This window comes from Nitrospira sp. ND1 (genome assembly GCF_900170025.1).
Lineage (GTDB): Bacteria > Nitrospirota > Nitrospiria > Nitrospirales > Nitrospiraceae > Nitrospira_A.
In genome coordinates this window covers 1,453,967-1,471,509 of sequence record NZ_FWEX01000006.1, presented here as the reverse complement: position 1 = coordinate 1,471,509, position 17,543 = coordinate 1,453,967, and the positions used below count along the sequence as shown (strand labels likewise).

At 58.9% G+C, this 17,543-nt stretch carries 18 protein-coding genes; 13 read left to right on the top strand and 5 right to left on the bottom strand.

Translation table 11 applies throughout. The features are described from left to right. The first annotated feature begins 6 nt into the window (after positions 1 to 6). Positions 7 to 552: a peptide-methionine (S)-S-oxide reductase MsrA gene (gene msrA / locus NSND_RS11535; RefSeq protein ID WP_080879151.1), complete on the top strand. Its 546-nt coding sequence runs from the start codon at positions 7 to 9 to the stop codon at positions 550 to 552. A 24-nt stretch (positions 553 to 576) separates the two neighbouring features. Here the strand turns inward: msrA and NSND_RS11530 are convergent, their stop codons facing one another. Both NSND_RS11530 and ttcA read right to left on the bottom strand, forming a co-directional pair. Next, positions 577 to 1,014 (bottom strand): hypothetical protein, encoded by a 438-nt coding sequence (locus tag NSND_RS11530; RefSeq protein WP_080879150.1) that lies wholly within the window; start codon positions 1,012 to 1,014, stop codon positions 577 to 579. An 867-nt stretch (positions 1,015 to 1,881) separates the two neighbouring features. Next, positions 1,882 to 2,757, bottom strand: a complete 876-nt coding sequence (gene ttcA, locus NSND_RS11525; RefSeq protein ID WP_080879149.1) for a tRNA 2-thiocytidine(32) synthetase TtcA — start codon at positions 2,755 to 2,757, stop codon at positions 1,882 to 1,884. A 78-nt stretch (positions 2,758 to 2,835) separates the two neighbouring features. Here ttcA and NSND_RS11520 point away from each other — a divergent pair, with 78 nt between their 5' ends. From NSND_RS11520 to NSND_RS11510, 3 genes are all read left to right on the top strand, one after another. Continuing rightward, positions 2,836 to 3,303: an arsenate-mycothiol transferase ArsC gene (locus NSND_RS11520; protein WP_080879148.1), complete on the top strand. Its 468-nt coding sequence runs from the start codon at positions 2,836 to 2,838 to the stop codon at positions 3,301 to 3,303. Between the two features lie 181 nt (positions 3,304 to 3,484). Next, positions 3,485 to 4,546: a putative zinc-binding metallopeptidase gene (locus NSND_RS11515; protein ID WP_080879147.1), complete on the top strand. Its 1,062-nt coding sequence runs from the start codon at positions 3,485 to 3,487 to the stop codon at positions 4,544 to 4,546. Then, positions 4,543 to 5,565 carry a D-alanine--D-alanine ligase family protein gene (locus tag NSND_RS11510; protein WP_080879146.1) on the top strand — a complete coding sequence of 341 codons (1,023 nt, stop codon included), beginning with the start codon at positions 4,543 to 4,545 and terminating at the stop codon, positions 5,563 to 5,565. Before NSND_RS11515 ends, NSND_RS11510 begins: the two co-directional genes overlap by 4 nt. A gap of 231 nt (positions 5,566 to 5,796) precedes the next feature. On the opposite strand, the gene NSND_RS11505 is transcribed toward NSND_RS11510, so the two are convergent. Next, on the bottom strand, positions 5,797 to 6,339 hold the full coding sequence (locus tag NSND_RS11505; protein ID WP_080879145.1) for an outer membrane beta-barrel protein: 543 nt from the start codon (positions 6,337 to 6,339) through the stop codon (positions 5,797 to 5,799). A 155-nt stretch (positions 6,340 to 6,494) separates the two neighbouring features. On the opposite strand from NSND_RS11505, the gene NSND_RS11500 reads away from it, so the two are divergent. Next, positions 6,495 to 6,989, top strand: coding sequence for a hypothetical protein (locus tag NSND_RS11500; RefSeq protein WP_143833523.1), 495 nt, complete (start codon positions 6,495 to 6,497; stop codon positions 6,987 to 6,989). 28 nt (positions 6,990 to 7,017) lie between these two features. Here NSND_RS11500 and NSND_RS11495 read toward each other — a convergent pair whose 3' ends face one another. After that, entirely contained in the window at positions 7,018 to 7,623 is a 606-nt protein-coding gene (locus NSND_RS11495) for a 2,3-bisphosphoglycerate-dependent phosphoglycerate mutase (RefSeq protein WP_080879143.1), read from the bottom strand. A 182-nt stretch (positions 7,624 to 7,805) separates the two neighbouring features. Between NSND_RS11495 and NSND_RS11490 the strand changes: the two genes are divergently transcribed. Continuing rightward, positions 7,806 to 8,636: a hypothetical protein gene (locus NSND_RS11490; protein ID WP_143833522.1), complete on the top strand. Its 831-nt coding sequence runs from the start codon at positions 7,806 to 7,808 to the stop codon at positions 8,634 to 8,636. Between the two features lie 66 nt (positions 8,637 to 8,702). Beyond that, positions 8,703 to 9,170: a hypothetical protein gene (locus NSND_RS11485; RefSeq protein WP_080879141.1), complete on the top strand. Its 468-nt coding sequence runs from the start codon at positions 8,703 to 8,705 to the stop codon at positions 9,168 to 9,170. A 62-nt stretch (positions 9,171 to 9,232) separates the two neighbouring features. Here the strand turns inward: NSND_RS11485 and NSND_RS11480 are convergent, their stop codons facing one another. Continuing rightward, positions 9,233 to 9,877 carry a zinc-ribbon domain-containing protein gene (locus NSND_RS11480; RefSeq protein ID WP_080879140.1) on the bottom strand — a complete coding sequence of 215 codons (645 nt, stop codon included), beginning with the start codon at positions 9,875 to 9,877 and terminating at the stop codon, positions 9,233 to 9,235. A gap of 172 nt (positions 9,878 to 10,049) precedes the next feature. Between NSND_RS11480 and NSND_RS11475 the strand changes: the two genes are divergently transcribed. The 6 genes from NSND_RS11475 to dapA all read left to right on the top strand — a co-directional run bounded on the left by NSND_RS11475 (position 10,050) and on the right by dapA (position 17,515). Beyond that, the gene (locus NSND_RS11475; RefSeq protein WP_080879139.1) at positions 10,050 to 11,258 is read left to right on the top strand and encodes an acetylornithine transaminase; all 1,209 of its coding nucleotides are present in this window, start codon (positions 10,050 to 10,052) and stop codon (positions 11,256 to 11,258) included. Positions 11,259 to 11,274: 16 nt separating this feature from the next. Next, a complete protein-coding gene (gene argF / locus NSND_RS11470) occupies positions 11,275 to 12,255 on the top strand; it encodes an ornithine carbamoyltransferase (protein WP_080879138.1) in 981 nt (326 codons plus the stop codon). A 15-nt stretch (positions 12,256 to 12,270) separates the two neighbouring features. Further along, complete coding sequence (locus NSND_RS11465) at positions 12,271 to 13,488, top strand: argininosuccinate synthase (RefSeq protein WP_080879137.1); 1,218 nt, start codon at positions 12,271 to 12,273, stop codon at positions 13,486 to 13,488. Then, positions 13,488 to 14,942 (top strand): argininosuccinate lyase, encoded by a 1,455-nt coding sequence (gene argH, locus NSND_RS11460; RefSeq protein ID WP_143833521.1) that lies wholly within the window; start codon positions 13,488 to 13,490, stop codon positions 14,940 to 14,942. Before NSND_RS11465 ends, argH begins: the two co-directional genes overlap by 1 nt. A gap of 401 nt (positions 14,943 to 15,343) precedes the next feature. Further along, positions 15,344 to 16,606 carry a diaminopimelate decarboxylase gene (gene lysA, locus NSND_RS11455; RefSeq protein ID WP_080879136.1) on the top strand — a complete coding sequence of 421 codons (1,263 nt, stop codon included), beginning with the start codon at positions 15,344 to 15,346 and terminating at the stop codon, positions 16,604 to 16,606. A 36-nt stretch (positions 16,607 to 16,642) separates the two neighbouring features. Next, positions 16,643 to 17,515 carry a 4-hydroxy-tetrahydrodipicolinate synthase gene (gene dapA / locus NSND_RS11450; RefSeq protein WP_080879135.1) on the top strand — a complete coding sequence of 291 codons (873 nt, stop codon included), beginning with the start codon at positions 16,643 to 16,645 and terminating at the stop codon, positions 17,513 to 17,515. The last annotated feature ends 28 nt before the right edge of the window (positions 17,516 to 17,543 follow it).

The window sequence follows — 17,543 nt, the reverse complement described above, 5'->3', positions numbered from 1 at the left end:
TGGGACATGGGGCAGGAAACGACGGACATCGCCACATTGGCAGGGGGCTGTTTCTGGTGTCTTGAAGCCGTATACGACCAGGTGAACGGGGTGCGGTCGGTCGAGTCGGGATATATCGGCGGGCAGGTGGATGCCCCCACATATGAGCAGGTGTGTGGTGGGCACACGGGGCATGCGGAGGCCGTGCGGATCACGTTCGATCCGCGGTTGGTGACGTATCGTGATCTCTTGAACGTATTTTTCGTGATTCATGATCCGACGACGCGCAATCGGCAGGGCAACGATATCGGCACGCAGTATCGATCCGGAATTTTTTACCATTCCCCGGAGCAGCAGCAGATTGCTCAGGAGGTGATTGCTGCCGTCACGCGGGAGCGCGTCTATCCCAATCCGATTGTGACCGAAGTGGTGCCGGCGACCCGGTGGTATGAGGCCGAAGCCTATCACCAGGAGTATTTTGCACGGAATCCGTTTGAGGGCTACTGCGCCTACGTCGTCGGACCCAAAGTGGCCAAGTTTCGTCAGCACTATGCGTCGTTGCTCAAGGCGTAACGCCGGGCGGGGAGGGTTCTGTCGCTACGAAGGTTTGAACAGGCGCAGCAGTCCGTCACGTATGTCCTGAAGGATGCTGGGCTGTTGGGTGATGTGGTGTCGTTTGACGAGAAGTTCCGCTTGCGGCGGGCAAAACGGCCACTCGATGGTGCTTTTGCCTTGGACCTGGGCGATGATCACCTCGCCCGACTCATCTTCTGAGGGGGAATGGGTCACAATGAGCGGGTCTTTCGGATCGAGCATGCAGGTCGCCTCGTAGCCGGCCTGCCGGTAGCGGTCAGGTTCAAAGAGCGATACCTTGTGGGCTCCGCTGGAGAAGACGGTATCACCTTCGCGAATCGGCCCTTCAGGCGCAAGGGAATACAGCAACATCGGGGTGAGGATGATCACGCCGGCTGCGGCCGCGATCGACCACAGCGGGGGCTCGGCTGCAGGCCGGCGGGATGGTGTGGACCGCTTCATGTCGCCGGCCGGCCTCCTTCGATGGGACTTGCGTCCCCGTAGCAAACTGATTCACACTCACGTCCCCGCGCACCTCGGTCATCTTACCCGATGCGACGGAGAAAGGCGCGCCGCAAGAGTCCATGGTCTATTGTCCAATGTGTTCAGGTGAGGCTAAGCGAGTGACCCGTCATGGTTGGCGGGATTTTTTCATGCATCTCATCGGGTTCTATCCATTTCGCTGCACCATTTGCGTCTACCGGTTTCGTCTCCGCCGTCGAACCTAGCCGGTCTGAGTCCGGCACACTTCCTTGCCTGGCACGTCTGCGCACCTGATCGACCGACAGCAATTGTGTCACGTTGAGACGACTCCCGTGGCCGAGTGACGACGGACACGTCGTGCAAACTAGACTTGCATGGCCCTAGGATGTTTCAGTAGGATATTTCCTTCCAATCCCGGCCGTTGGAAGCAGTGGACCGGATGTTCAACAAGTGAGAGTGTACGATGTCGTATTGCGGCAAATGTTCAGGTTATACGAAACGTTCCCGCCGCCAGGGCCTGTTGGATTTTTTCTTCTTCCTGATCGGCTACTATCCTTATCGATGTTTGCGATGCGGCCGTCGCACCCATCTCCGCCAGCGTGTCTGACTTCCGGTACTGCTCCGGCAATCCCTTCTAGAGATGTTTCGCATCCGCCGGTCTGTCTAGCAGGATGCGGAAAAATTCCGCCAACGGCGTTCTCGCATCGCATAGAGGCTCAACGCTGGACGGCCATTTTGCGCATCTTGCGGGGTATTCTTCTGCTATGCCACTCGATGTGGACCATCTGAGTGTTCGCATGCCAACCGAGTTTTCCCACAGCCTGCTATAGGCAGCAGCGCGTCGGGCTAGAGCAAATCGTCTTCAGAATCACTCGCGGCTGGTTCTGTTGGGGAGGCATCTGCCTTGAGGGATGAGAAGTCGAATAGGGTTCGATCCAACAGCAGCGACGGTGCGATATTGCCGAGGGCGGCGAACATGCTGTCGTTGGAACCGGGGAACCGTTTATCCCAGTCCTGCAGTAAGGTTTTGACCTGCTTCCGCTTGAGGTCCTCCTGTGAGCCGCAGAGGTCGCAGGGGATGATCGGGAACTGGAGCAAGGCGGCGTACCGCGCCAGATCGGCTTCCTTCACATAGGCCAGGGGGCGAATGACTACATGGCGGCCGCTTTTCGAACGCAGCTTGGGCGGCATGGCCTTCATCTTGCCGGTGAACAACAGATTCAGCAGCAGCGTTTCCAGAATGTCATTGCGGTGATGGCCAAGGGCAATCTTGGTGGCGCCCAGTTCCGTGGCCAGCCGGTAGAGATGGCCGCGACGGAGGCGCGAGCAGAGTGAGCAGGTGGTCTGGCCTTCGGGGATGAGGCGTTTGACGACGGAGTAGGTATCGCGCGTTTCGATATGGAAGGGCACGCCGCGCCTGGTCAGGTATTCCGGAAGGACATGGGCGGGGAACCCCGGTTGCTTCTGATCCAGGTTGACGGCAATGATGTCGAAATGGATCGGCGCACGGCTGCGGATCGACAGCAGGATCTCCAGGAGCCCGTAACTGTCTTTCCCGCCGGAAAGGCAGACCATGACCTTGTCGCCTTCCTCGATCATGCGGTAGTCGGCAATGGCTTGTCCCACCAGGCGGCAGAGGCGGGTGTGCACGCGTTCGATCTCGTTGGAGTGCCTGGTCGGCTGTGCGGTGCCTGGGGATGGTGGGGTGGTTGTGCTCTGCATGGCCCGGCATTGTAGCGCAACCGGGGCCGTGATTGGGATAGCCGTGAACAGGGGCATTCAGACTGACAGGCTGAGGCGATGACGTCGATTCTGTTCGTGTGTTCGGGCAATATTTTCAGAAGCCTCGTGGCCGAATATGCGTTGAAGGCTCAGCTCGGCTCGCGGGTCGGGTACCTGATCGGATCCGCCGGCATCGAGGCGTTACCGCAGGAGATCCATCCCGTGGTCCTGGCCGGCCTTCGTGAGAAGGGGGTCGATCCGTCCCGCCACCGTCAACGGAAGCTGACGCGCGACTTGACCGAGGAGACCGCCGTCGTCATTGCCATGGGCAGGAACCATCAGGCGTGGATTCGCGGGGAATTCGGTCGAGAAGTCCCTCTCTTCAATCACCTATGTTACGGAATCGATCAGCCGATTCTGGACGTGCATGAGATCATCCCCGACTGGCGGGAACAACCGGATCAATCGCGTGACTATCTGCAGTTTGTCATCGACCACATCTGGGGCGGAGTTCCCCATCTGCTCAATCGTGAGCCCGCCCTGTAATCCGTAACCGGCAGCCTCTGTGTCCACAAAGAACCGGCCGGTTCGCATCGCTAACCGCCTGCGGGTTTTCCCTGAGTGTTGCATCGTTGGTCGAAGGAGACCGCCCTGCATAATTTCCATGAGCTGCTATAGTTGAAACAGAACAAAACGGCGCCGAACGGGGCTTTTTGGTGGCTGAACGATGGGGCGGACAAAGAATCATCGCGGACAAGGGCTCGGCGCGACCGATCCTGTTCCGGTTTGGGCGGAGTGGACCGACGAACAGCTCCTCGATCTGCGCATGTGCGATCTGGACCTGCGCCTCGAAGGGACCTTCTATCAAGAGCCCATGGCACAACTCGCTCGTGAGTTGGAGACGCGCAGGCTCACCTTCCGGCCACACTTCTGGATCTCGGACGAATGGTTCACGCCGGATGGTGTGCCTGGAATTGCCGTGCCGTTTTATCTTGCGCATCCCCGGCTGACAAAACTGGAAGCGAGTCAGATGTTGGAAGTGGAAGGCGGCACCAGGGACTGGTGCATGCGGATCCTCCGGCACGAGGCCGGCCATGCCATTGAAAACGCCTACCTGCTTCGTCGTCGTCGTCGTCGCCAGAAACTCTTCGGACGTTCGTCCCAGCCCTATCCCGAGTATTACACGCCGCGCCCTTATAGCCGGAGTTTCGTGCGCCACCTGGATGTTTGGTATGCCCAGAGCCATCCGGATGAAGACTTCGCGGAAACCTTTGCCGTGTGGCTCGATCCGCACTCGCTCTGGAAGGAGCGGTATCGAGGCTGGCCGGTGATAAAGAAGCTGGATTTCATGGACCGACTCATGGGCGAATTGGCGGGTACGACACCGGTCGTCACCGGACGGCAACTGCTGGATCCGCTCCCGCGCATCTATAAGACCCTCCGGGATCACTACGAGGAAAAGCGGAAGCACTACGGGATCGGCCGCACGCCGTCGTACGATACGGATCTGAAGAAGCTGTTTTCCGACGGGCCGACCCATGCCAAAAATCCCAGCGCTGCCGAGTTTCTCCGTCGGACCAGAAAAGAAATCCGTCGCCGGGTCGCTGAATGGACCGGCGAATATCAGTACACCATCGATCAGGTGTTGGAAGGCATGATCGAACGATGTCAGGCGTCGAAATTACACCTGACCCAGCATAAAGAGCAGGCCAAGCTGGATTTTGCGATTCTCCTGACGGTGCAGACCATGAACTATCTGCACAGCGGCCGGCACAAGGTGGCACTATGAGACGATTGCGCGTGCTTGTTTTGATGCACAAGGATCTTGTGCCTCCCGATCAACTGAACGGGCAGGACCTTGAAGGCGCGGCCTGGAAGACTGAGTACGATGTGGTCTCCACCCTCCGGAAACTCGGCCATGATGTCCAGCCGCTCGGGGTCAAGAGCGATCTGGAAGTGATTCGTGCGGCCGTCGAGGATTGGAAGCCCCACATTGCGTTCAATTTACTGGAGGAGTTCGACGGGCGGGCGGTCTACGACCAGAACGTGGTGTCCTATCTCGAATTGATGCGCATTCCCTACACCGGCTGCAATCCACGCGGCCTCATGCTTGCGCGCGACAAGGCGCTGGCGAAGCAGGTGATGTCGTACCATCGTATTCCATACCCTGAATTCATGGTCGTGCCCCTGCATCGCATGGTGCGGCGACCCAAATACCTGCCCTTCCCATTGATCGTGAAGTCGATCAGCGAAGAGGCATCGCTGGGGATTTCGCAGGCCTCGATTGTCGATGACGATGAGAAGTTGCGGGAACGGGTGGCATTCATCCACGACAATGTCGGCACTGGAGCCCTCATCGAGCGGTACATCGAAGGACGCGAGCTCTATGTCGGGGTGATGGGCAATGCGCACCTGCAAGTGTTTCCGGTCTGGGAACTCGTGATGGACAAGATGCCGGATGAGGCCCGCCGCATCGCGACGGAGCGAGTGAAGTGGAGCCGCAAGTACCAGGACAAGTACGGCATCTGCTCGTGCGAAGCGAGGAACCTCCCGGACGGAGTCGTCGACCATATTCAGCACCTGGCCAAGCGCGTCTATCGTGCATTGGGGCTGAGTGGTTACGCTCGCATCGATATGCGGATGGACAAAGACGGTAACGTCTACGTGCTCGAAGCGAATCCCAATCCTCAGATCGCCACCGGCGAAGATTTTGCCGACTCGGCCGAAAAAGCTGACCTCGCCTACAAAGACCTGCTGCAGGAATTGTTGCATGTGGGGTTGCGGTGGCGCCCCGCCCAAGCCGCTTGACAGCCGCTGAAGCGGTTCCCCATCTTCGTTCTCGTCTCGCTCCGGGGCTCAATGTACCGCAAGGGTACGCCTCGCCTCCTCGCTTCGTTGCGGCCTCGCTGGAAATCCGTTTGAGCGGCGGTGGAGTCCGAAACTGAAGTGCTGGATGTGCTTCTGGCGCCGTTCTCGCGGTACTCAAATTTTCGACATGCTCAGTGCAGTTCGCCGGAGCTGTCGTTCACTGTGGCCTCGTTACGGCCCCCAGCGGATACCGAAGAGGAGTGCCACGCTGGTGTTGTCGTTGGCGACGGGTGGCGAGAGGGTGATGTGGTGCAGGTTTACCATGAGGGTGGTCGAGAAGGCGATTTTGGGACCGACCTGATATTCCAGCGACATGCCGAGGGGAATAAAGTGGCTGGTGTCGTTGCGATCAACTTTGGTGGCGCCGCTGCCTCGGTTGAGGTCCGCGTGGAGAATGCCTAGTCCGGCGAACGGCACCAGATTGAATCCGCTATTCAGGCGAAGATGATACTTCGCGACTCCCGCGATGCCGATCTGTGTCAGGTCCCCGACCGGCGTGAAGAGCGCCATCCCGCCGAACGAAAAGTTCTGGTCCATGTAGTAATCGAGCCCGAAGCCGAGTGCGAAGGTGGTGTCGTTGGTGGTGCCGCTCCAGAGGCCAAGATCGGTGCTGAAGCCCCAGCGTGGCTCCTGCACCTCTGCTGCTGTGGTCGGTGCAGCCCAGAGGATGCCGAGGAAGGCGAGGCCGATGAACAGTGCTCGAACAGGTCGCATAGGTGTCATGGTTCTGCGTCTCACGGTGATGAGGCTTTATGTAGCATAGGCCCTTCCGGCGGACAAGCAATCGACGCCGCGTGGCAGTTCACCGTCCAGGGTTGTCAATGCGCGCGGGGCTCCAGTATGCTGGGTTCCCTTTCGGGAGGATGAGTATGCCAAAAGGAGCCATGACGCCGGCCGAAGTTGCCGACGCCTTGTACAAACTGATTCCACGCCGGGTTTCCGTTGAGCTGTTGAGCGAATATGGCATCGAGGGCCAGGAAGAACATGAGGAGACGATGACGCGAGAGCTCCTCTCTTTCACGCTCTACTGGGTTCATGCGGCCGTCAATGCCCACATTCCACGGAAGTACCGCGAGGTCCTGTTTCAGCGGGTGCTGGAATTGATTCAGGCGGATTGGGCTGCGACGTTCAAGCTTGAGTCGGTGAAGTGGGAGGACTACCTGGTCGAAATGGAAGAACGGCGCGCACTCTATGCGCCGGTGGGGGATTACGAAGGCGGCGCCATGGCCGCCTCCGAGGAAATCTCAGATCTGCTCGAAAATCAATGTTTGATTCAACCGGAGGATCGGCCGAAGTTGCTCGTGCTCCTGCCTGATCTGGTGCCCTTGGATAAGTACCAGGAGTTGCTGAGCCAGTGCGTGTAGGCTGTCGGCCGCGCCCTCCTGTTTCCTGTTAGAGATACCGGTGTGACAGCACCTTCCCGTTGTTGTCGAGCTCATAGAGCAGCGGGGCTCCGGTTGGAATGTTGAGTTCCAGGACCTGCTCCCGGGTCAGCTGCTCGAGCTGCATCACCAGCGCTCGCAGGCTGTTTCCATGGGCGGCGATGAGGATCGTTTCTCCTTTGAGCACGTAGGGCTTGATGCGGCTGTCGTAGTAGGGGAGCACCCGCTCCGCTGTGTCTTTCAAGCTTTCTCCGCCCGGTGGCCGTACATCGTAGCTCCGGCGCCAGATTTTCACCTGCTCATCCCCGAACTTCTTGGCCGTTTCGGCTTTGTTGAGCCCCTGCAGCTCTCCGTACATGCGCTCGTTCAGCGCCTTGTCTTTTTCTATGGGAATCCCGGTCTGTCCGATCCCTTCGAGGACGAGGCGCAACGTTTCGTTGGCACGGGCCAGCACGGACGAAAAGGCGCGATCGAATGTGAACCCCGCCAGTTTTTTTCCTGCCGCCTTCGCCTCTTCGATACCTTTCGGGGAGAGGGGGACATCCACCCAGCCGGTGAAGCGGTTTTCAAGATTCCACTGCGACTCGCCATGACGAATGAGAACCAATTTGCTCATCGTGCCTCGTCTCCTTGTCCGAAAGGATAGAACGGTTTCAGGACAGCTTATGCGATTTCCCCTTCGCCCTGTCAAGCGGGATGAGCCCACGGAAGTGCGCCGTGGCTCCGTCATGCTGAGTTGCAATCAGATGAGGCAGCCAGTACCATGCCGCCGGTTTCTCCTCACGCCGGAGCGCATCGATGACGGAACGTTCCCCCTCAGGCTGGACCCCATTGCAGGAGTGGTGGCGCGCAATGGGACGGCGCCTGCAGGTTGAAGACAGGGTCGAAGCCTTTTTTCGGCGGGCGCTCGGGGTCAGTCAGGCGCTGGCTGGTGTCGCGCAGGCCGGTGGCGAGGTTGAATACGTCCTCTTTGTGCTGGTGCGCTACTGGATTCCCGTGGTGTTGCCGCCGCCCGGTCGGGAACGGGCCTCCAAGGGCGATCCGGATTACTGGCTCGAGTCCGAGCAGATTCTCAAAGCCGCCGCCGTTCGGTTGCGTGAGCTCAAGCCGTTGATCGAATTGCTGACGGTGGCCAATCCGTTGAGTACCGGAGGCCCTGACCACAGCCCGGCCCGCTCGCCGGTCGTCGAGGTGGAACTCGCCAACATGCTGCAGGGGATTGCCGAGTCGGCGGGGAGCTACGGAGGTCCGGATTACACGTCGGTCATCAAAACCTTCGACCCGGTTCCACTGCGACAAACGCAGCCTTTCAAGCATAACAAGAAGAACAGCGCCGAACTCTGGGTGGTCTTCCTGCTTCGCGAACATTTCCGGAGCGTCGGTCTTGGCAAGGATCGCTACTGGCCGCTTGTGGCCGGGCTCTGCGCGGCAGCCGGCATCACCAACCCCAACGGGCAGCCCTACGGCCCGGACGAGCTCAAGTCCTGGTGGCAAAAGAACTGGCCGCGCACCTACACGCAACTGGAGCAGACCCAGGCCGCGCCTGATCTGAGTGGAGCCGCCTACCAGCAGGATTTCGACTGGTTCGTATCCTGGATCGAGTGGCAGCGGCAGCGTCTGTCCGAATAGCGAAGGCCGGTGTTTCATGAGTCGAGCTGGAGGGTGGATTCCGCCCCCGAGGGTTCGGGTTAGGTAATGGCTGTCTGGCAATTTCAAATCGAGTTAGTGCCGAAGGCGGTCGCAGAGGCGAACTCGTTGCGTGCAGGGATGGTTCTCACTGAAGAGCAGCGAGAGTCCGTTGTGTGGTGGAAGGATCAGCGGCTACCCGTTACGCTGTTGCGCGATGTGGAAAAGATGCTTCCGTCTGGGAAGACATGGTCGAAGGATCTTGAGGTGCTTGGTAGCCTTGAGACGTCGTGTTTAACGATTTTGCGAGAGGGTGAGTCTCTTGTAGAAGTCCAATTCCGTTTTGACTTGAGGGAGACAACGATTGAGTTGCTGGAGACTGCAGTGCAGTTTTCACGCGATCTTCAGTGCTGGCTCATCAGTGAAGGCGGGAAGGTGATAGAGCCTGGTTTGTCGGCTTTGAAAGATGAAATCCGGGAATCCACTGCCTTTCAGTTTGTAAAAGATCCGTTGAGCTTCTTATCCCGCCTGAAATAGGCGCCTCAGATTTGTGACAGCTGTTGTCAGAAAGCTGGAGCCGACTTGTGAACGTTGTTTTGCTAGACGTGCGTGACGCTGGCGGGGTGGGGTTTGGCGGGAGGATTCTTCGACCCGTCAGGCGGTCCGTCCTTGAACATGGCGACGACCAGGCCGATCTTCAGGACCAGGAGGCCGACGCCGACCCACACGACGTACGGCTGCACGCCGCCTAATTCTCCCAACATCTGCTGTCTGGCTTCTCCACCCGTGGCCCGTTCGCCTTTGATCTTGGCGAGCTGTTCCTTGGCATGCCAGAAATAGATATAGTTGGCGCTGGCGCCTGCAATGACACGCCAGATGAGGTCGGCGGAGAGGTCCTGGGTGATATAGAACGCCATCGCCGGGCCGATGGCATAGATCAGCGCGTAGACGTACATCTTCCGGTAGAGAAACCAGAGGAAGGGCTCAAAGACGAAGGCTGGCCAGTGCCAGGTCAAGGCGAATTTGGGCCCGGACGGCCCCGTGAATTTCTTGAAGGTCTCCAGGTAGCGGTCGGCATTGGGGCCGATGAAGGCTTTCCAGAGCTCTGCATCCGTCTGCGGCGAAGGTGCCGAGTCCGCCTCCACCACAGTTTCCTGGCTTTCAACGGCGAAGGCGCCGCCGCATTGGTGGCAAAAGCGGGCATCGTCCCGGTTTTCTTGTCGGCATTGTGAACAGGATTTCATACGGTCACCTTATCCCATCCGCCGTCTCTCCCCGTCAAGGGCGGCCCTCCGTAAGCGGCAGGGTTCGAAACAGACCGCCGGCCGCGCCAGGAGCTGCTGACAGGCGTGCGTTCGGTTGCTTTCACCTGTGCCCTATGGTAGCTTCGCCGACTCACGATGGGAGAGGTGTGCCATGCCGACGGGTGAGTTGCGTCTCAATGCCGAACAGTACTTGATGAACACCTATACGCGCCAGCCGATTTCGATCGTGCGGGGACGTGGCTCGAAGGTCTACGACCTGGAAGGCCGGGAGTACATCGACTTTGTGGCCGGCATTGCGGTCAATCTCCTCGGTCATGGACATCCGGACCTGGTGCTGGCGATTCAAAAACAGGTGCAGCACCTGATCCACACATCGAACCTTTATTATACCGAGCCGCAGGTGCGGCTTGCTCAGACCCTGGTCGAACATTCGTTTGCGCAGAAAGTCTTCTTCTGTAACAGCGGCGCGGAAGCGAACGAAGCGGCGATCAAGTTGGCCCGAAAGTATTCGTACGATAAGTACGGAGCAGACCGCTACGAGATCGTCACGATGACGAACTCCTTTCACGGGCGCACCATGGCCACCTTGACCGCCACCGGTCAGGAGAAGGTGCAGAAGGGATTCGCTCCGCTCATGCCGGGGTTTTCGCATGTGACGTTCAACGATCTCTCGGAAGTCGAGCGCGCGATCACATCGAAAACCGCCGCCGTCCTGTTGGAGCCCATTCAGGCTGAAGGCGGAGTGCATGTGGCCGATCGGGGCTATATGCAGGGCTTGCGCGACCTCTGCCGGGAGCGCGATGTGTTGCTGATTTTCGATGAAGTGCAAACCGGCATGGGGCGCACGGGCACGCTTTTTTGCTACGAGCAGTTCGGTATGCAGCCGGACATCATGACCCTGGCGAAGGGGCTGGGCGGTGGTGTCCCGATCGGGGCCTGTCTAGCGACGGACACTGTGGCGCAGGCCTTCTCTCCTGGAACCCACGCCTCGACCTTTGGCGGTAATCCTCTGGCCTGTGCGGCCGCGCTGGCGGTATTGCGAGTGCTGCTGGAAGGGAAGATTCTGGACCAGGGACGGCGCATGGGTGAGACGTTGGCCAAAGGGTTGGCTGTTCTGAAGGACCGGCATCGTTGCGTGAAGGACGTGCGCGGACTTGGTCTGTTGCAAGGCGTGGAATTGGATATCGATGGGAAAGCTGTTGTCGCCGATTGCCTGGCGCGCGGATTGTTGATCAATTGCACCGGCGATCGGGTTCTGCGCTTCGTTCCCCCACTCATCATCACGGAGCGCGAGATCGATCGCTTGCTGGTCGCGCTTGCGCAGGTGTTGAGTCAGCGAACTACATCAAGCCACCATTAATCCTGTAGGGGCGCGTATGTCGCGGCGTCCGCATCGGTCATCCTCCCGGGCCGGTCTCGGGAAAGATTTTCTGGAACTGCTCTCGATCCCCGTCGCAGAGCTCACGGGGTTGTTGCGCCTGGCTGCGCAACTGAAAGTGAAGCAGCGTCGCGGGGTGTCCCATCCTCTGCTGCAGGGCCGCATGTTGGGCCTGCTGTTTCAGAAGCCTTCGACCCGGACGCGGGTGTCGTTCGAGGCCGGGATGAATCAGCTCGGTGGGCAGGCGATGGTGTTGCCCATGGGCGATATCCAGTTGTCGCGCGGCGAGAGTGTCGCCGACACGGCGCATGTCCTGTCTCGGTATCTGGATGCAATTGTCCTGCGCACCTTTGATCACGCGATTGCCGAAGAATGGGCCCGCGAGGCGAGCATTCCCGTCATCAACGGGCTGACCGACTTGAATCACCCCTGCCAGGCCCTGTCCGACCTGTTGACCATTCAGGAAAAGAAACGGCGGCTGAAAGGCATCAAGATCGCGTATGTCGGCGACGGCAACAACGTGACGAATTCTCTGATCGAGGCGGCGGCGAAGATGGGGATGACGATCGCCGTCGGTTGCCCGCTCGGATATCAGCCGGATCGGGGCATTGTGGATCGAGCCCGGGAGGAAGCCCGGCAGACCGGTGCGGTGATTGAAATCGGCGCCGATCCGTTTGTGGCCGTGAAAGATGCGGATGTGGTGTATACCGACGTCTGGATCAGCATGGGGCAGGAGCGGGAGCAAGCCAAGCGTCTCAAGATCCTGGCGCCCTATCAGCTCAATGCGCGACTATTGAAATGCGCGAAGCCGGATGCGCTGGTCATGCATTGTCTGCCGGCTCATCGCGGTGAGGAAATCAGTGCCGAGGTGTTGGATGGACCGCAGTCGGTGGTGTTCGATCAAGCCGAGAACCGATTGCACATGCAGAAGGCCATTCTGGTCAGGCTCCTCGGAAAGAAACCTGTACGGAGCACGTAAGTGAAAGGGAGTCGTATGAGTCGGTCATCGTACAAAAAAGTGGTATTGGCCTATTCGGGGGGCCTGGACACGTCGGTGATTCTGAAGTGGCTGGAAGAGGTCTATGGCTGCGAAGTCATCGCGTTTTGTGCCGACCTGGGGCAGGGCGAAGATCTGAAGGCCATCAAAAAGAAGGCGCAGTCCCTGGGCGTGAAGAAAGTCTACGTGGAGGATCTCCGCGAGGTGTTCGTCAAGGACCATGTGTTCCCAATGTTGCGCGGGAATGCGATCTATGAAGGTAGCTACCTGCTGGGCACCTCGATCGCCCGTCCCTTGATTGCGCGGCGCCAAATTGAAATTGCGGCCGATGAAGGCGCCGAGGCGGTCTGTCACGGCGCGACCGGCAAGGGTAACGATCAGGTCCGCTTCGAATTGACCTATATGGCGTTGCATCCGCAGATCAAGATCATTGCGCCCTGGCGGGAATGGACCATGCGCTCGCGGCGTGAGTTGATCGAGTACGCGGAGAAGCACGGCATTCCGGTCACGGCCACTAAGGCGAAACCCTACAGCATGGACATGAACCTGTTCCACACGAGTTATGAGGGCGGCATTTTGGAGGATCCCTGGAAGGCCCCCCCTGAAGAGATTTTCGTGATGTCGGTCTCGCCGGAGCGGGCGCCGAACAAGGCCCGAGAAGTCGAGATCGACTATGTGGCGGGCAATCCGGTGGCGGTGGACGGCAAGAAGATGAGCCCGGCCGCCTTGCTGGCCCATCTCAATAAATTGGGCGGCGAGCATGGTGTCGGTCGCGTCGATCTCGTCGAAAACCGCTATGTCGGGATGAAATCACGCGGAGTGTACGAAACGCCCGGAGGCACGATTCTGCATGCGGCCCATCGAGGCCTGGAGTCACTCACGATGGACCGGGAAGTGCTGCATCTGCGGGATAGTCTGATCCCCCGCTATGCCGAGCTCATTTACTACGGATATTGGTATGCTCCGGAGCGGGAAATGCTCCAGGTCGCGCTCGACGAAGCTCAGAAGGATGTTACGGGCACCGTTCGAGTGAAGCTCTACAAAGGGACCTGCACGGTGGTCGGGCGGAAGTCTCCGCGCTCGCTCTATCGGCTGGACATGGCGACGTTCGAAGAAGACGACGTGTATCGTCAGAAGGATGCGGAAGGGTTTATTCGTCTGAGCGCGCTCCGGTTGGCGATTCGGGCCCAGCGCAAGAAGAGGTCGACGCGGTAATGGCGAAGTCCCAATCTGCCGGCGCGCGTGCCCGCAAATCTGTCACTGCTCCGCAACGGTCCCGTCGTGCCTTGCCCAAAGGCAAGGCCTGGGGCGGCCGGTTTGCCGAACAAACCGATCGGTTGGTGGAGCAGTTCACCTCCTCCCTGGCCTGTGATCGTCGGCTCTATCCCTACGACATTCAAGGCAGCATCGCCCATTGCAGGACGCTCGAGCGCGCGGGGGTGCTCACTGCCCGTGAGTCGGCGCAGCTCGTGCGGGGACTGCAATTCGTCAAGGTGGAGTTGGATGGCGGGCGGTTTCCCTTCTCGCCGCAGGACGAAGATATCCATATGGCGATCGAGCGCCGCTTGACTGAGTTGATCGGCCCGCTGGGTGGAAAGCTGCACACGGGTCGAAGCCGCAACGATCAGGTGGCTCTGGATCTGCGTCTATTTTTGCGCGATGTGCTTTCGACGCTGATGGGTCAATTGCAGGAATTCCGTCGAGTCCTCGTGGGGCAGGCCCGGGCGCATCTGGATGTCGTCATGCCCGGGTATACACATTTGCAGCGTGCTCAGCCGGTGCTGCTGGCGCATCATTTCCTGGCCTATGTAGAAATGTTCGATCGTGACCGGGGTCGGCTTCACGACTGTCGGCAACGGCTCGATGTGATGCCGCTGGGGTCGGGGGCGTTGGCGGGATCGAACTACCCGGTCGACCGTCGATATACAGCTGCACTGCTGGAATTCCCTGCGGTGACGCAGAATAGCCTCGATGCCGTCTCGGATCGTGACGCGGTGGTGGAGACACTCAGTGCCTTGTCGCTGATTATGATGCACCTCTCACGCTTGAGCGAAGAATTGATTCTCTGGGCGTCGCAGGAATTTCGTTACGTGGATCTGCCCGATACCTTCTGCACCGGCAGCAGTATGATGCCGCAAAAGAAGAATCCGGACGTGCCGGAGTTGGTGCGTGGGAAAACGGGTCGAGTCTATGGACACTTGATGGGTACCCTGACGCTGCTGAAGGGATTGCCACTGAGTTACAATCGCGATCTTCAGGAAGATAAAGAAGCGTTGTTCGACGCGGTGGATACGACGGGGCAATCGTTGGCGCTTTGCACGGAGTTGATGCGGAGGCTGGTGGTCAATAAGACCGTCCTGGCTGAAGCGGCCGAAGGTGGCGGAATGCTGGCGACGGAGTTGGCGGACTACCTGGTGACGAAGGGGGTCCCGTTCCGGGAGGCCCATTCCATTACCGGCCAGATTGTGCGATTCTCACTCGAGCAGCAGCGGCCCCTTCAGCAGTTGACCTTGAAAGACTTGCGAGGTTTCTCCGCCCATTTCGGTGAGGACGTCCTGAGTTGCCTCACCGTGCGGGGCGCCATCGACCGGAAAGGTCAGATCGGCGGCACGGCGAGACGGCGTGTGGAGGCACGGATCAAGGAGCTTGAGAAGGCGTTGAAGGGATGAGGCTCGTCAGGGCCTGTGGCCCGGGAGTCAGGGGTGGTGCCGTCGGTGCAGTGTGGATTGTTGTGGGACTGGGCGGATGCGGGGTATTGGGTGCGCCGATCCCCCCTGAAGACGTCGGTGTGGCACCGGTGATTGAGCGGCAGTTGAGACGTGAAGGGCTGTTAGCGCCAGGCGCGAATGTGTGGGGATCTGCTTCCAGGCCCAGCGCGCCGAGTGCAGTGACCGTTGAAGAAGCCCCGATTCCTCCGGATCCCGACCCGTTGCCGACTCCGCCACTGAGGACGATGGGCACGCGATAGACGTGAGTCGAGGTTGTGGTCGTGGTTTCGACCGGTTGGCGTTGTGGCTATTGGACGGATTCTCCGAGGCGGGTATAGAATTGTTGATCGAGGATGACCACCATGAATGACTTTCAGTATCGGGAAGGTGAGCTCTATTGCGAGGATGTGCCGCTCTCGCGCATTGCAAAAGAGGTGGGGACCCCTTGTTACGTGTATAGCCACCACACACTCGTCCGGCACTTCCGTGTCTACGATAGTGCCTTTCAGAACATTCCTCACATTGTCGCCTTTGCCATGAAGGCCAATTCCAATTTGGCGGTGCTTCGTCTGATGGCCAAGGAAGGGAGTGGCGTCGATATCGTGTCGGGCGGAGAACTATTTCGTGCGCTGAAAGCAGGGGTGTCTCCCGCCAAGATCGTGTTCGCCGGCGTTGGGAAAAAAGCGGAGGAAATCCGCGACGCCTTGAAGGCGGATATTCTCATGTTCAATGTGGAATCGTCTGCGGAGCTGCAGGCCATCAATGATGTCGCGGCGTCCATGGGCGTCAAGGCGCGCGTGGCGTTGCGCATCAATCCGGACATCGATCCCAAAACGCATCCCTATATTTCCACGGGTTTGAAGAAGAGCAAATTCGGGATCGCGGCGGATCGTGCCATCGAAGAGTTCAAGGCAGCCGCAACGTTCAGCCACATCGAGGTGGTGGGTTTGCACGCACATATCGGGTCGCAATTGACGCAAGTGGCCCCCTTCGTCGAGTCGCTGAAGAAAGTGTTGGCGATGGTGCAGACCCTGGCCGAGCAGGGAATTCCTATTCGTTATCTGAACATCGGCGGTGGCCTGGGGATTACGTATTCAGATGAAACCCCTCCGGAACCGAAAGATTTGGCGGCGGCGATTTTCCCGCTTGTGCGTGACCTGAAGTGTATCCTGATCATGGAGCCTGGTCGCGTGATTGTCGGGAATGCCGGCGTGTTGCTCACGAAGGTGTTGTACACGAAGGACGGCGAAACCAAACGGTTTCTGATCGTGGATGCGGCGATGAACGACCTGATTCGCCCCAGCCTGTACGATGCACATCATGATATAAGGCCGGTCTATGAAAACGTCGCGCGTGCGGCGAAGCAGACTGTGGATGTGGTCGGGCCCGTGTGCGAGTCCGGCGATTTTTTGGCGAAAGATCGGGTGATGCCGGAAATGAATGCCGGAGATCTCATGGCCGTGATGAGTGCGGGCGCCTATGGGTTTGTCATGTCCTCGAATTATAATTCGCGACCTCGTGTGCCGGAGGTGCTGGTTCATGAGGGACAGATCCATATAATTCGAGCGCGAGAGAGTTACGACGACCTGGTGCATGGCGAGCAGATACCGGCGTTTCTTTCCTAGGTTTCAGTATTTACTGTCTTCCTTATGGAGCCTCCCATGTTCACAGGATCTCTGGTCGCCATTGTGACGCCGTTTAAGAACGGTAAGCTCGATGAAAAGTCCCTCGGGGACCTCATCGAATGGCAGATTACCAGCGGTACGCAAGGGATTGTCCCCTGCGGCACTACCGGCGAGTCTGCCACGTTGACACATGCCGAGCACGATCGTGTGGTGGCGTTTACGGTCGAAGTTGCCAGACGACGAGTCCCGGTGATCGCGGGAACGGGATCAAATAGCACTCAGGAAGCGATTGCTCTGACCAAGCACGCGAAAGCGGCGGGGGCCGATGGCGCACTGCTGATCACGCCTTATTACAATAAGCCTACGCAGGAAGGGCTGTTTCTGCACTACAAGGCGGTCGCGGAGGCAGTCGATTTACCCCTTGTTCTCTATAACATTCCTGGGCGAACCGGCGTAAATATGATGCCAAGCACCATCTCACGATTGACGGTGTGCCCAACGATTGTTGCCATTAAAGAAGGAAGCGGCTCGGTTCAGCAGGCATCCGAAATCATACAGCTTTGCGGGGAGCGTCTGACCGTGCTGGCGGGAGATGACGCGTTGACCCTGCCGATGATGGCAGTGGGTGGCAAGGGAGTGATCACGGTGACGGCCAATCTGGTGCCCAGTGATATGGCCGAGTTGGTCAATGCATTTTTAGCCGGTCGAGTTGATGATGCGCGGGCGATGCACTACCGGCTCTATCCGCTGTTTACGGCCCTCTTTTATGAAACCAACCCCATTCCTGTGAAAGAAGCGCTGCATATGATGGGCAAGATCGACCGTGAGATGCGGCTGCCGCTGTGCCCGATGGGAACCGACAATAGAGAAAAACTTCTGCATGTGATGAAAGAGGCCGGGCTGGTGTAGTCGGTCTGCTGCTGGTAAAGGTTGTTGC

Excerpts from the sequence above, each read along its gene's own strand:
- NSND_RS11505 (WP_080879145.1), bottom strand. The coding sequence starts at position 6,339 with ATGCGACCTGTTCGAGCACTGTTCATCGGCCTCGCCTTCCTCGGCATC.
- NSND_RS11510 (WP_080879146.1), top strand. The coding sequence starts at position 4,543 with ATGAGACGATTGCGCGTGCTTGTTTTGATGCACAAGGATCTTGTGCCT.
- NSND_RS11465 (WP_080879137.1), top strand. The coding sequence starts at position 12,271 with ATGAGTCGGTCATCGTACAAAAAAGTGGTATTGGCCTATTCGGGGGGC.
- argF (WP_080879138.1), top strand. The coding sequence starts at position 11,275 with ATGTCGCGGCGTCCGCATCGGTCATCCTCCCGGGCCGGTCTCGGGAAA.
- ttcA (WP_080879149.1), bottom strand. The coding sequence starts at position 2,757 with ATGCAGAGCACAACCACCCCACCATCCCCAGGCACCGCACAGCCGACC.
- NSND_RS11480 (WP_080879140.1), bottom strand. The coding sequence starts at position 9,877 with ATGAAATCCTGTTCACAATGCCGACAAGAAAACCGGGACGATGCCCGC.
- NSND_RS11475 (WP_080879139.1), top strand. The coding sequence starts at position 10,050 with ATGCCGACGGGTGAGTTGCGTCTCAATGCCGAACAGTACTTGATGAAC.
- NSND_RS11485 (WP_080879141.1), top strand. The coding sequence starts at position 8,703 with ATGGCTGTCTGGCAATTTCAAATCGAGTTAGTGCCGAAGGCGGTCGCA.
- NSND_RS11520 (WP_080879148.1), top strand. The coding sequence starts at position 2,836 with ATGACGTCGATTCTGTTCGTGTGTTCGGGCAATATTTTCAGAAGCCTC.
- NSND_RS11495 (WP_080879143.1), bottom strand. The coding sequence starts at position 7,623 with ATGAGCAAATTGGTTCTCATTCGTCATGGCGAGTCGCAGTGGAATCTT.
- NSND_RS11515 (WP_080879147.1), top strand. The coding sequence starts at position 3,485 with ATGGGGCGGACAAAGAATCATCGCGGACAAGGGCTCGGCGCGACCGAT.
- NSND_RS11490 (WP_143833522.1), top strand. The coding sequence starts at position 7,806 with ATGACGGAACGTTCCCCCTCAGGCTGGACCCCATTGCAGGAGTGGTGG.
- dapA (WP_080879135.1), top strand. The coding sequence starts at position 16,643 with ATGTTCACAGGATCTCTGGTCGCCATTGTGACGCCGTTTAAGAACGGT.
- argH (WP_143833521.1), top strand. The coding sequence starts at position 13,488 with ATGGCGAAGTCCCAATCTGCCGGCGCGCGTGCCCGCAAATCTGTCACT.
- NSND_RS11500 (WP_143833523.1), top strand. The coding sequence starts at position 6,495 with ATGCCAAAAGGAGCCATGACGCCGGCCGAAGTTGCCGACGCCTTGTAC.
- msrA (WP_080879151.1), top strand. The coding sequence starts at position 7 with ATGGGGCAGGAAACGACGGACATCGCCACATTGGCAGGGGGCTGTTTC.
- lysA (WP_080879136.1), top strand. The coding sequence starts at position 15,344 with ATGAATGACTTTCAGTATCGGGAAGGTGAGCTCTATTGCGAGGATGTG.
- NSND_RS11530 (WP_080879150.1), bottom strand. The coding sequence starts at position 1,014 with ATGAAGCGGTCCACACCATCCCGCCGGCCTGCAGCCGAGCCCCCGCTG.